This is a genomic window from Chryseobacterium sp. CG10_8, from assembly GCF_058117085.1.
In genome coordinates, this window is the sequence record NZ_JBYVEB010000001.1 from 97,355 (window position 1) to 110,443 (window position 13,089).

The 13,089-nt window shown below is 34.3% G+C and carries 12 protein-coding genes and 1 tRNA gene; 6 read left to right on the forward strand and 7 right to left on the reverse strand.

Translation table 11 applies throughout. From position 1 onward, the window contains the following. Position 1: 1 nt before the first annotated feature. Positions 2-223 (reverse strand): hypothetical protein, encoded by a 222-nt coding sequence (locus tag AC4AGG_RS00440; RefSeq protein WP_489769993.1) that lies wholly within the window; start codon positions 221-223, stop codon positions 2-4. 294 nt (positions 224-517) lie between these two features. Here AC4AGG_RS00440 and AC4AGG_RS00445 point away from each other — a divergent pair, with 294 nt between their 5' ends. Further along, positions 518-2,251 (forward strand): helix-turn-helix domain-containing protein, encoded by a 1,734-nt coding sequence (locus tag AC4AGG_RS00445; RefSeq protein ID WP_489769994.1) that lies wholly within the window; start codon positions 518-520, stop codon positions 2,249-2,251. On the opposite strand, the gene AC4AGG_RS00450 is transcribed toward AC4AGG_RS00445, so the two are convergent. The 4 genes from AC4AGG_RS00450 to AC4AGG_RS00465 form a co-directional block, all read right to left on the reverse strand. Continuing rightward, complete coding sequence (locus AC4AGG_RS00450; RefSeq protein ID WP_489769995.1) at positions 2,232-3,473, reverse strand: site-specific integrase; 1,242 nt, start codon at positions 3,471-3,473, stop codon at positions 2,232-2,234. The genes AC4AGG_RS00445 and AC4AGG_RS00450 overlap by 20 nt on opposite strands. 248 nt (positions 3,474-3,721) lie before the next feature. Beyond that, a tRNA-Phe gene (locus AC4AGG_RS00455) sits at positions 3,722-3,794 on the reverse strand. A 97-nt stretch (positions 3,795-3,891) separates the two neighbouring features. After that, positions 3,892-5,733, reverse strand: a complete 1,842-nt coding sequence (locus tag AC4AGG_RS00460; RefSeq protein ID WP_489769996.1) for a bifunctional lysophospholipid acyltransferase family protein/GNAT family N-acetyltransferase — start codon at positions 5,731-5,733, stop codon at positions 3,892-3,894. 23 nt (positions 5,734-5,756) lie between these two features. After that, positions 5,757-6,995, reverse strand: a complete 1,239-nt coding sequence (locus AC4AGG_RS00465; protein ID WP_489769997.1) for an aspartate kinase — start codon at positions 6,993-6,995, stop codon at positions 5,757-5,759. Positions 6,996-7,203: 208 nt separating this feature from the next. On the opposite strand from AC4AGG_RS00465, the gene fbp reads away from it, so the two are divergent. The 5 genes from fbp (at position 7,204) to menC (ending at position 11,212) form a co-directional block, all read left to right on the forward strand. Then, positions 7,204-8,223, forward strand: coding sequence for a class 1 fructose-bisphosphatase (gene fbp / locus AC4AGG_RS00470; RefSeq protein ID WP_489769998.1), 1,020 nt, complete (start codon positions 7,204-7,206; stop codon positions 8,221-8,223). Positions 8,224-8,309: 86 nt separating this feature from the next. Further along, positions 8,310-8,768 (forward strand): hypothetical protein, encoded by a 459-nt coding sequence (locus AC4AGG_RS00475; RefSeq protein ID WP_489769999.1) that lies wholly within the window; start codon positions 8,310-8,312, stop codon positions 8,766-8,768. A 7-nt stretch (positions 8,769-8,775) separates the two neighbouring features. Further along, positions 8,776-9,426 carry a hypothetical protein gene (locus tag AC4AGG_RS00480; RefSeq protein ID WP_489770000.1) on the forward strand — a complete coding sequence of 217 codons (651 nt, stop codon included), beginning with the start codon at positions 8,776-8,778 and terminating at the stop codon, positions 9,424-9,426. Then, positions 9,399-10,199, forward strand: a complete 801-nt coding sequence (locus AC4AGG_RS00485; protein ID WP_489770001.1) for a sensor histidine kinase — start codon at positions 9,399-9,401, stop codon at positions 10,197-10,199. The genes AC4AGG_RS00480 and AC4AGG_RS00485 overlap by 28 nt, the downstream gene beginning before the upstream one ends. An 11-nt stretch (positions 10,200-10,210) precedes the next feature. Continuing rightward, entirely contained in the window at positions 10,211-11,212 is a 1,002-nt protein-coding gene (menC, locus tag AC4AGG_RS00490) for an o-succinylbenzoate synthase (protein ID WP_489770002.1), read from the forward strand. 3 nt (positions 11,213-11,215) lie between these two features. Here the strand turns inward: menC and AC4AGG_RS00495 are convergent, their stop codons facing one another. Both AC4AGG_RS00495 and AC4AGG_RS00500 read right to left on the reverse strand, forming a co-directional pair. After that, positions 11,216-12,004 (reverse strand): sensor histidine kinase, encoded by a 789-nt coding sequence (locus tag AC4AGG_RS00495; RefSeq protein WP_489770003.1) that lies wholly within the window; start codon positions 12,002-12,004, stop codon positions 11,216-11,218. A gap of 625 nt (positions 12,005-12,629) precedes the next feature. Then, on the reverse strand, positions 12,630-13,089 hold a 460-nt coding region (locus tag AC4AGG_RS00500), incomplete at its 5' end, for a hypothetical protein (protein WP_489770004.1).

Below are 13,089 nucleotides of genomic sequence, written 5' to 3' on the forward strand. Positions count from 1 at the left end.
TTTACCACTTTATTTTGTCTTTAGGCGGATTTTCATCATCATTGGTCGTGTTACTTGATTTTCCTCCAGTTTTAGATTCTGATATGGTATTCGTGGTATTACTTTCTATATTTGCAGCCGCTGTTGGAATATTTCCTATTGTTGTCCATTCGTCCGCTTCTCTACAACTTGAAATTGATACCAAGACTGCTACTCCTATAATTAATGAGATAAACTTTTTCATAATGTTAATTTTTTTGATGTTTAAAGTTTATCCCGGCACCGAGATTTTTTTGTTCAGAATTCTTGGACTAAGGTATTTGGGACAGAAAAAAATTGCAACAAAAGGTGGTCGTCATACTTGAATTTAAGAACTTGGACGTCCGAATTTATAAATTTTGACGGTTGGTTTTTTGTTTTACATTGATTTTCAAATTATTACAAATAGTTTAGAATCGATATGAATAATTGCAGGTTTCCAAATTATCTCATCTATTTTGGTTAAATTTGTTAGTATCTAAACAAGAATTAGGATTAAATGCCACTAAAAAGAGCATATTTTATATTTATTTGTATTGTTTTGTTATTTTTTTATGAAAAAGCAAAGGGACAAACCGACTATGAACAGTTGAGAAATGCTTATGAAAATTTGGAAGAAAATAACGAAAAAGCGATCCCTTTTGTTGAATACTATATTACGAAAGCTAAGCAAGAAAGCAATAATCCAGAATTAGTACAAGGATTTGAAGACCTTTCATACTATTCAAAATCTAAAGTAGTAAAATTAAAATATGCCGATAGTGCCATTGTTGCAGCTCATAAAACAAATAGTAATGACAAATTATCCGAGGCATATCTATATAAAGGCAGTCTCTATTATTTTTACTTTAAGAATTATAAATCGGCTTTAAAGGAATATCTCAAAGCCTACCAATATAGTGAGAATGGCAAAGATGAATATCTGAGATACAAAGTGATTTATCAAATGGGATTGGTAAAAAGCTACTTGGGCTATTATGATGAAGCGTTGGAACATTTTAAAGAATGTATCGCCTATTTTGAGCCTAAAACCAAAGGAAGCCAGCACCCCAATGAAATCTATAATAACAGCAAAGGATACCTTAACAGCTTGCACCAATCCATCGTGTGCTATAGAAATTTAGAGCAATATAAAACGGCGAATTCTTTGGTGCAAAAGGGTTTGAATTTCACCAAAAATACCACAGAGTTTCCGCTTGAAAGGGCTTATTTTTTAAAATCTGAAGGGATTTTAGATTTTCAAAATAGGAATTACGATAAAGCTATTACCAACCTCAACGAAGCATTACCTACTTTAAAAAAGAATAATGATTTTTCTTGGGTTTCAGTAGCTGATTTTTATATTGGGAAAAGCTATCTTGGATTGGGTAAAAAAGCTAAAGCCATTCAACAATTTGAAAAGGTAGATTCTATTTTTATAAAACACCAGTTTATAACTCCGGAACTTCGGGAGAATTACGAAGAATTGATTACATATTGGAAGAGTGAACATAATCAGGAACAGGAACTCCGTTACACCAAGAGTTTAATAAAAGTGGATAGTATCATCAATAAAGATTTCACCTATCTTTCTGCAAAAATCCATAAGGATTATGATACCCAGATATTGGAAGATGCTAAGGATAGTTTGGAGAAAAAAAATGCTTGGGGATTATGGGCGATTTCTTTTTTAGCAATTTCTTTAATTGTTTTAGGGTACTTGGTTCGGCAGTACTATAAAAGAGAGAAGGAAATAAAAACCCAATACCTGAATTTGGAACAACGCCTGCAATTGCAACCTACCGTATTTGCAGCCCCAAATAATAACACTCGTGTTACATCGACAAAATCCACAATAAACGAAGACCTTTTTACAGAGTTGGACGAGAAAATAAAAAACTTTGAGAAATCGGAAGACTTTATAAAACCAAATATTAGTCTTTCCCAACTTGCAGAGGAATTCGGCTCCAATACCACTTACTTATCTCAGTATATTAATGATGCAAAAGGTGGCAACTTCAACAAGTATCTTGCTACGATTCGTATCAATTACATAACACAAAAAATGTATAATGACCAACATTTTCTGAAACTTACCATACAAGGTTTAGCCGAAAGTTGCGGTATCGGTTCTCGACAAAGTTTTTCTGACCAGTTTTTAGAGATTAACGGAATACGACCGACTGATTTTATCAAACAAAGGAAAAAGGAGTTGGAAAGTTTGAAGGAAAACTCTATATCACTTTCGAAATAGATTGTTTTTTTGGATTTAACTTCGCTTTTAACATTTGCATATCTTCACTTACTTTTGCATCCAGAATTTTGGCGTAATGCTGTGTGGTTTTTATGCTTTTATGACCTAACATTTTGCTCACACTTTCCATAGATACATTATTTGCTAATGTTACCGTAGTTGCAAAAGTATGTCTCGCGCAGTGGAAAGTCAGTTTCTTATTGATTCCGCAATTTTCAGCAATGGTTTTCAAATATTCATTTACTTTTTGATTGGTATAAACTGGTAGAAGTTTTCCCGATTGCAAAATAGCAGGATGATTTTCATATTTGGTAATGATTTGTTCAGCAATAGGGAGCAAAGGAACGTTTGATGTAGTTTTGGTTTTTTGTCGATGCGTTAAAATCCACAAACTACCGTCCACACCTTTTGAAATTTGGTCTTTTGTAAGGTTGTATATATCAATATATGCCAAACCTGTATAACAACTGAAGATAAAAATATCACGAACCAAATTCAGTCCTTTTCCAGAAAACTCTTTGTTTTTGATTGCCGTGATTTCTTCTTCATTAAGGAAATTGACATTGACCTCATTAAATCTGCCTTTGTAATAAATGACCAAATCCTTTTCAATCCAGCTATTATGATAGCAAATTTTCAGAATCTTTCCTAAATTTTTGGTATGCTTAACCGCAGAATTATTATTGATATTGACTTTTGTCCGTAAAAAATAATCAAAGTCATTTAAGAATGAGGGTTCGATTTTGTTGAGGTGTATATCAGCTTTTCGATAGAATTTCCACAGGAACTCTTTCAAATGCGCTAAACAGGTTCTGAAATTTTTAAGTGTCGCCAATGCATATTCTTTCCCGATGAGCTTTTCCATCCTGTTATTGTGATCTTGAAATATCGGTATTAAATACCGTTCTTCCTGTTTTTTGCCTGAAAGCATATTTTTAATGTCTGTAGCATCAAAAGGTTCGCCCGACATTACCAAATTATTTTCGATTTCAAGCACTTTGGATTGTAATACATCAAAATACTTATTTAAGGTTCTTGCTTCTTCAGAATTGCCTTTTAAACGATTTTGTGTGGAACTCCATTTGGAAACATCTACGTCCTTACCTGTAGAAAATTCCGCACGCTTTCCGTCAACGGTAATTCTGAGGTAAATTGGAACTTTGGAATTGGATTTTACTTTGGATTTTTTGGCATAGAATAATACCGAAACTTTCGCATTCATAGTGGTGACTTTATAGGTTAAAATTACTTTTGGTGACCTTAGCAATCAAGATGTTCAAATGCTCTACATCCTTATTGATAAGCTTTTGTGAGAAATTCGGTTACCTATAAAGTTTAAAAAAGTGTAGGTCACCGAGAAGGACACCTATTAGATTGAGAAAATTTGGATTATTTTGATACGTCCAAAAAACAAAAATCCCTTAAATACTGAGATTTAAGGGATTTTGTTTGAAATTGTTGAATTTCTCGTGGTTTCTCCAGGAATCGAACCAGGGACACACGGATTTTCAGTCCGTTGCTCTACCAACTGAGCTAAGAAACCTTTACGCTTATCTTGTTGATTAAGGTGGTGCAAAATTAGTATCTATAATTGAATCATGCAAGAAAAAACATCAAAAAAAAATCGAATTTTGCTGAATTTACTGATTTTCAGATTCGTTATTTTCTTGTTCGGTGCGATATTGCTCGCTCAACTCTTCCAAAACGGGCTTTATTGTGCTTTCTGGAAGTTCGCTGATTCTAATATACATCAATCCATCAATCGCATCATTGAAGCTTGGATCTACATTGAAGGCGATTACTTTTGCATTTTGCTTAATATATTTTTTGATCAAAACCGGAAGACGCATCTCAGGTTCTAGGTCATCAATAATCTTGTCCAGCTTGTTAAGGTCGGATTCTACCTCCTCAAAGAAGAGATTCTTGTCTCTAGCTTTCAGATTAACTTTGAATTCGTTTTTAGGATGTACATATTGTGCAACTGCGGAATCAAAATAGTGAGACCGCATGAACTCAATAATCAAAGATTTTGAGAATTCTGAAAATTTATCAGAGATACTTACTCCTCCCATCAAGAATTTGTGGTCAGGATTTCGTAGACAGACATGCACGATACCTCTCCAAAGTAAAAATAGTGGCAATGGTTTCTGCTGATATTCTGTTAGAATATAGGCACGACCCATTTCTATCACCTTTTTGAAAAATGGATGTATTTCTTGATCAAATTCAAACAAAGATGAGGTATAGAAGCCGTTAATTCCGTTTTTGGCCATTAGCTCCCTTCCTAATCCCATTCGGTATGCTCCAGCGATTTTTTGTGCATTATTATCCCATAAAAACAAGTGGTAATAATATGGATCATACTCGTCAAGGTCAAAAGGAAGGTTGCTTCCTTCGCCAACTTCTCGGAATGTGATTTCTCGCTGTCTTCCAATTTCCCTCATAACAGAAGGAATACTCTTGTAATCGGTAAAGAATATCTCATAATTACCATTCTTGAAGAGCAATTTGTCCTGCTTTCTAAGAGTTTCTATTTCTCTGTTAAGGTCATCAAGAGGGGTTTCATCGATGATGTTTTGTACAATATTTTCTTCCTTGTTCAAAGGTAATTTTAACGCAAGGTCAGGAATTTTTAATTGTTCCTGTAGAGATTTTCTTTTTTCGTAATAGGACTTCAGCATGTACACCTTTCTGCGGAGAAAATTGCTCAGCTCTTCCAAATTGTCCTGTTCTTCAATCATTTTGACGGAGACGGGTTTTCCAATTCTGATTCGGATTGGATTTTCCCGATTGTTCATCATTTCAGAAGGAAGCATCATTGTTTGCAAATCAGGATGAATCTTTGCCATTCTGTAGAAGAAGGAACTATTCTTGGCGTGGAAATACATGGGAACAATGGGAACTTTCGCTTTTTTAATAAACTTAAGTGCCGTTTTTTCCCAATCTTTATCCAATATTTCGTTGAACTCGTTATTCTTGTTAGAAACTTCTCCTGCGGGAAAAATCCCCAAACATCCTCCGTCTTGAAGGTGTTTCAACGCTTCTCGCATACCACTGCTGCTCTGATGAAGTTCTTTTCTACCTTCAAAAGGGTTAACAGCTACTACAAAGGGTTTCATGGGCTCAATTTTCTGTAAAAGAAAATTCCCCATCACTTTGAAATCTGGTCTTACTTCTGTCAAAATTTTACACATCAAAATTCCGTCAATAGCTCCTAAAGGGTGATTAGCAACCAAAATAAAGGGGCCAGTTTTTGGAATCTTGGCAAGGTCTTCTTCGAAGACGATGTATTTTAAATTTCGTTCTCTGACAAAGGAATCAAAGAAATCTTTTCCATTAAGATTTTTTAGTTTGTCGTAGAGGTGATTAACAGCATCAATTTTCGTAAAGCGCATAAGTACCCGAGCGACTGGATTCTTGAGGAATCCTAGACGATTAAGCCCAGAAGCGAGGATAAGATCTTTTTTTGAAATGAGACTCATGCAGATTTGTTTTTTGCTGTTTTCTATTGTTGAACAATTTGTAAAGTGTTCCCCGAAATTTGTTCCAAAAGTACTTTTTTGCCTTCAAAGAATTTGCTAGCATCTTTCAATTCAGTATTACGAACAGTGAAAAGACTAGCGTTTTTCATGGTTTCGGTATTGAATTGTTTGTTAAGCTCGCTTACCAATTCGTCTACTTTTCCAAATTTGTCTTCCAAACATAAAGCTAAGGAAATTGCTGAATTCTGCATCATCGAAACTTTAATATTGAATTTTGCAAGTAATTCAAAAATCAGACTGATGTGGTCCTCGGCGATGAAAGAGAAATCTCGGGTAGCAATTCTTAGAAGAGTTTGGTTTTCTTTTAAGATATAAGATTCCTGATGTTCGTTATCATCAGTGATGCTTACTTTGGTTCCTGGTTTTAGAGGCTCTACAAAAGATTTTACAAAAAATGGGATATTTTTTTGTTTCAAAGGCTGAAGTGTTTTCGGGTGGATAACACTTGCTCCATAGTAAGCCATTTCAATTGCTTCTTCGTAGGAAATATTGGATAGCAATTGTACATTTTCGAATTTTCTTGGATCTCCAGTCATTACTCCAGGAACATCTTTCCAAATAGTCATCGATTCGGCATCAAGACAATAAGCGAAAATTGCAGCTGAATAATCCGAACCTTCTCTTCCTAGAGTAACTGTAAATCCGTTTTCGTCTGATCCGATGAATCCCTGTGTTACGTAAGATTGATTTTTTGCAATTGTTGAAATCACCTCATGCGTTTTAGACCAATTAACAACGCCTTCTCTATAAGTGTTGTCCGTCTTAACATAATCTCTTGCGTCCAACCAATTATTGGTGAACTTGATTTCATTGAGATATTCGCTAAGAATCTTGGAAGAAATCATCTCGCCACAGCTTACCACTTGGTCGTAAACAAAATTATAATTAGGAGACTTGTTTCTTCTTAAAAAGGAATCAATATCATCGAAAAACAACGAAATTTCTGCAAAAACCGAATGGTTTTCATCAAATAATCCATTAGCGATATCAATGTGATTTTTTTTGATAGTTTCAATTTCGGAACGATAATCCTTCTCAGAAAAGTAATACTCAACAACTTTTTCCAAAGCGTTAGTGGTCTTTCCCATAGCGGAAACAACTAACAAACAGTTTTCAAAACCTTGGGTTTCTAAAACCAACGCTACATTTTTTACACCTTCGGCATCCTTAACAGATGCACCTCCAAATTTGAAAATTTTCATTTAATTAAAAGTAAATCAGTTTCTTATGTTTTATGGTTTGCGCTTTTGAAGCACAGAAAATAATTGTCAAAAGTATTAAAAAACTGTGAAATAACGGCAAAAAGTTGAAAACTAGGGTGAAAGTAAGGGGTGAAAAGGGATAATTTGTAATTTATCTCCTTTATTCAAAATAATTTTACGAAATTTGAGGAATACCAAAAAAAGTTTTATGTCCGATCAATCTTTACAAACATTAGGAGAATTTATTATCGAGAAACAAGATGATTTTCTGTACTCTACGGGTGAATTATCCCGATTACTTTCATCCATTAGATTGGCTTCCAAAGTAGTCAATAGGGAAGTAAATAAGGCAGGAATCGCCAACATCATCGGAAAAGTGGGAAATACTAATGTGCAAGGCGAGGATCAACAAAAACTTGATGTTTTAGCGAATGATATTTTCATTGCTGCTTTGTCCCAACGAGAAGTAGTTTGCGGGATTGCATCTGAAGAAAGTGACGATTTTATCGAAATTGTACCTAGTGATAATGGGCATTTGAGCAAATATGTGGTGTTGATTGATCCGTTAGATGGATCCTCCAATATTGATGTTAATGTGTCGGTAGGAACTATTTTCTCAATTTATAGAAGAGTCACGGAACCTGGAACACCTGTAGAACTTAAGGATTTTCTTCAGAAAGGAGTCAATCAAGCAGCAGCTGGATATGTAGTCTACGGGTCTTCGACGATGATTGTTTTTACCACGGGAAATGGGGTTAACGGTTTTACTTTGGATCCAAGTTTGGGAACTTATTATCTTTCTCATCCTAATATGACTTTCCCAGCAACAGGTAAAATTTATTCCATTAATGAAGGGAATTATATCAAGTTTCCTCAAGGAGTGAAAAATTATTTGAAATATTGTCAAATGATGGAAGGAGATCGTCCTTATACTTCGAGGTATATTGGATCACTAGTATCAGATTTCCATCGTAATATGATCAAAGGAGGAATCTATATGTACCCTTCTTATGCTAACGCGCCTAACGGTAAATTAAGACTTTTGTACGAATGTAATCCTATGGCTTTTCTTGCAGAACAAGCTGGTGGAACTGCGAGTGATGGATTTACAAGAATCCTTGAAATAGAACCTACAGAATTGCATCAGAGAGTCCCTTTCTTTTGTGGTTCCAAAGATATGGTTGCAAAAGCAGAGGAATTTATGAGAATGGATGCGGTAAAGGAATAAGTCCTTTCTAATAGTATAAAGAGGTTGAGATTTGCTGAATTTTGTTTCACCTCTAATCACTAAAATTTTAAGAAAAAAAACAAGAGATGAAGAAAATAGGGTTGCTAGCAATCTTGTTCGGTTTGGGTTGGTTAACCAATTCCTGTGATTGGGCAAAAGATAAAGCTAAAAATACAATTCATAGGAGCGGAGAAATTGTAAGTAAGACAGGTTCGGAGTTTGTAGATGGAGTAGGAGATGGAATTAATGAGAGTTTTGACAATACAGTTGTTGTCTCGGACCAGCTCAAAAAAATAGGTTTGGATGTAGGAAAAACGAAGGTCAGTAGTGCTTCTGATGGTGTCAACAATGTTGTACAAGCTTATTTGATTTTTAATAAAGATATTGATCAGAAAGTTGTTGTAAAGATATTTGATGTTGAAGGTAAAGAATATGGGAGGACTTCGGATACCATTAGAGGTAAATCTGGAGAGGCGTCTTATTTTGATTTTGTGTTTGATCCAAGAACTGATATCAAAGGAAAAGGGAAAATTATAATAGAATAGTTTTTTGATGGCTCCTAATATGTATTTTCCAGTTGCAGTCAGCTTAGTTGGACTGTTAATACTGTTTGTCAATATTTTTCTTTTTCTCAAAGAGAGGAAAGGCAAAGATATGTTATATCACATTTTGACGTTTTATTTGGTTGGGATGAGTATCGTTGAGGTGCTTTGCAACGTTATTGGATCTACTCAGCCTGGTTCTAACTTCTATTTGTCCCATTTCTATTTCATTTTTAATTTTTTGGTATTAGGTGTCTTTTTTTATCAGTTTTTTCTAAGAAATATAGTGATAAGACGTCTAATGGTAGTTATTTACATAATTGTCCTTTCCATTATCATTGGACAATACATCAATAATCCCGAATTGTTTTGGAGATTTAATCCAGTAGAAGTGGTCAGTATTTCTTTGACTTTAATTTTATTGTCTTTGTTTGGGATTTATAACGTGATAGAGGAAAAGTCGCCGCAATATTTTAATTTTTTCATTGGTCTCATCGTCTATTTTGTGCCCAGTAGTATCATTTTCCTTAGTGGAAATTTTGATTTGACGTTTATGAGCGAGCCTATTATATTGGATATTTGGATTTTTAATTCACTGGGATATATTGTTTATCAAATTTTTGTATATCGAGAATGGAGAGTATTAACAGAGAGAGCTTAAATTATATCGCTTTATTCGTCGTTGTTTTCTTGTTTTGTCTTGGAGTTGCTTTCTTTGTCTTTATATTTTACATCAGGAAGAAAATCGTTCAGAAGGAGCTGGAGAAAGCGTCTTTAGAGATGCGTCTTCGAGAAGATATGATGATGAATATTATTACCGCACAAACTCAAGAGCGAGAGCGGATTGCAAGAAACCTGCATGATGAGGTAGGATCTAATTTGGCGGCATTACTAATTAATTTGCAAGTTTTTAAGGCAAAATATTCATCAGTTCCCAATATTGCGGAAAGTTTTGATGATCTTATTAATATTAGTAAAATGACGATTGATCAAACAAGAAAGGTTAGTCATGATTTAGCTTCGCCGTTTTTTGAGAAGGGTGACCTTAATACTGCTCTTCAACAGGTTTTCAAACTCTATAATAAGACAGGGTCTATTGATATTAATGTTGACTTTGATGAGGAGATTAATAGTATAGACCGAAATCAGCAGCTGCAAGTTTTCAGAATTATTTTGGAATTAATTGCAAATTCTATTAAGCACGGAGAATCTACCGAAATCCTAATTGGAATGAAGAAGATTAAAAAAGAAGTACATTGCACCTACAGTGATAACGGAAAAGGGTTCAACCTTAATTCGAAAAAATCTCAAGTGGGAATTGGGATGAAAAATATTAAAGAAAGATTGAATTCACTTAACGCAGTCTATAGTCTTGAATCCTCTATTGGTAACGGTTTTGAGATTTATTTTAAATTTGTGCCAATTTCCAACTAATTTCTCTGGTTATGACTGCAAAATTTTATCCTTATCAACTTCAATTCAAAAATCCTAGTGGTACATCTCGCGGTATACTTCGTACTAAGGAGACTTTTATCCTTGAGATTAGCAAAGAAGGTCGAAGGGGGATCGGTGAATGTGCTTTGTTTCGAGGTTTGAGCTACGATGATACACCAAGTTATGAAAGCAAACTAGCTTGGCTTTGTGAGCATATTAATTGGGATTTTGAGGATTTAATAGTAGAGCTTTTACATTTTCCTTCGATATTATTTGGATTAGAGCAAGCGTTACTTAATTTGGAGCATGGCTCTGACCTCTACTTTCCAAGTGCGTTCACTCAAGGCGAGGCTTCAATTAAGATTAATGGATTGATTTGGATGGGAGATGTTTCATTTATGCAACAACAAATTGAAGAAAAACTCAAAAAAGGTTTTGACTGTATCAAACTGAAAATTGGTGTTGATTGGACTTCTGAAAAAGAAATTTTGAAGAACCTTCGCAAAACTTTTCCTTCAGATAAGCTGGAATTGAGAGTGGATGCTAATGGTGCTTTTTCTGCTGAAGAAGCTAAAATTGTTTTAAATGAGCTCTCTGAATTAGAAATCCATTCAATTGAGCAGCCCATTAAGGCAGGAAATCCAAAAATGGCCGAGTTATGCATGAATACTCCAACGCCAATTGCTTTAGATGAGGAATTGATTGGGGTTATACATTCTGATGAAAAGAAAAAGTTATTAGAAGTGATTAATCCACAATATATTATTTTGAAGCCTGCGTTGGTCGGTGGATTTTCTGGCTGTGACGAATGGATTACTATTGCAGAAGGCCATGGAATAGGATGGTGGATTACTTCAGCTTTGGAAAGTAATATTGGACTTAATGCCATCGCGCAATATACATTTACGAAGAAAAATCCGATGCCTCAAGGCCTTGGGACAGGTGCCCTTTTCACTAATAATTTCGATAGTCAACTTAGATTAGAAGGAGATCAGCTCAAATTTGTTGTTTAGTTTTTATAGATCAACAGTTAGTTGTATTGCAGTTCCATTATTGTTGGTGAGAATCAAGAATTCTCCACCAATATTTTTCATTCTGTTTTTCATATTTCTAAGTCCGTTTCCATTTTTTTCTTTTGGTGAAAATCCCTTTCCATCATCACAAATTTCGATAGTAAATTTGGAGTGGACTTGTGAAAATGATAATGCGATATTTTTGGCGTTACTATGCTTATAAATATTATTGAAGGACTCTTTGACACATAAGAATAGATTCCTGCGTGTCTCTGTGTTGATTTGTTTCTCTTCTATAATATTTTTGGTAATATGTAAATTAACTGACATTTTATAAGCTAGATTTTCCGCATAACTTGTTGCGTAATTTATGAAATTGAAAAGTGTATCGTTTTGCGCTTTTAAGCTCCAAATCATCTCTCTCATGGAGGAGGTCATATTTTGGGCGGTGGAGATTAACTCGTTGAGATCTTTTTCGAGTTCACTATCATTTTTTATTTTTTGTTTCATAAATTCCGCCTGAAGTTTCAGTGCAGAAATTCCTGCACCAAGATCATCATGCATATCATGAGATATTCGTTCGCGTTCCTTTTGTATGGCTTGCTGTCGTTCTAGTTCTTTTTGCAGAAGTTGATTTTGGTATTCGGATTCTGCAAGTTGCTTCTCTTTGATATGGAGCAGTTGTCTTCTGTTGTATAGTATAACAATAAGGATAATGAAGATTACAAAAAGCATCATAATCACCATCGCTAAAAGATATGCGGATTTTATGGTATCTGGAATTTCGTTCACTTCAGTAGTTGTTTTTTTTGATACTTGAGTAAGGCGATATAAAATGAAGCATAAGTTATTATGTTAACGATGAAAAACATGTTTTTCAAGAACTGTAAAAAAGTAGGGTCACTTTTATCTAGGTAATGCATTGGAGTCATGCGAAAAAGGAAAAAACATGACCACAAAATTAAAGAAGAGCTTATCCAAAAATTAGGGTCGTTAAAGATGCTTTCCTCGTTGGGTGTTTCTGTTTTCTGAAAGAACCAGAATAGTGAAATTAGAATGTAATACAAAGTGAGCGTAATACCTATCTGAGTATCAAAATTGTTTTCATAAAATCTGGTGAATATTAATATATAAAAAGTGGATGCGATGGAAAGAAGGATTGGTATTTTGTCTGATTTTTTGTTTGAAATTGAAAAAAAATAATAGCCCCAGAAAAAGATAGAAAAAATGAAATATAAGTTGTACTGTAATCCGTTTTGCGATTTTACGTCTATTAAATGATTTAGAAAAGCATATGTTTCTGAAATGGCGGTAATGACTAGATAGAACATCAAATAATTCTGAGCTTTCAATGGGAATTTTTTGCTCAGAATTATAGATTTAACACATGTTGTGAATAATATAACTCAAGCATAAGCTAAGGTCGTAAGTCACCAGCATCGTAAGCTGTCATTAAGAGTGGGTCACCGGTTACTAAATCAGTATTTACTGCAAAAGTAATTCTGTTGTTTCTAGTTGTGTCAGCTTGTTCTGCTAATAAAATCATGTTGAAGTTCAGATTACTAATTTTTAGTGAACTAGTTTGAGCTATTGAGTTCATAACGTCCAAATATTTTTGGATAGTGCTACAGGAATAAGTAACATAATTAGTTATTTTATGTGTTTTGGTTTGTATTACCTCTTGGATACCTCCTTTTTTTGTGTAGTTTCCTTGTAAACTATCAAACTCTGTTGCGTCAATGATTTTGAAAATGCCATTATCTAGAACATGTTTTTTTGAATCGATTTTCATTCCAATTAGTAAAGAATCGTTGTCATCCGCCAGATAAAAAAATTGAGCTTCGCTATTTTGGTCTGAGGAATCGATTATTTTTCTT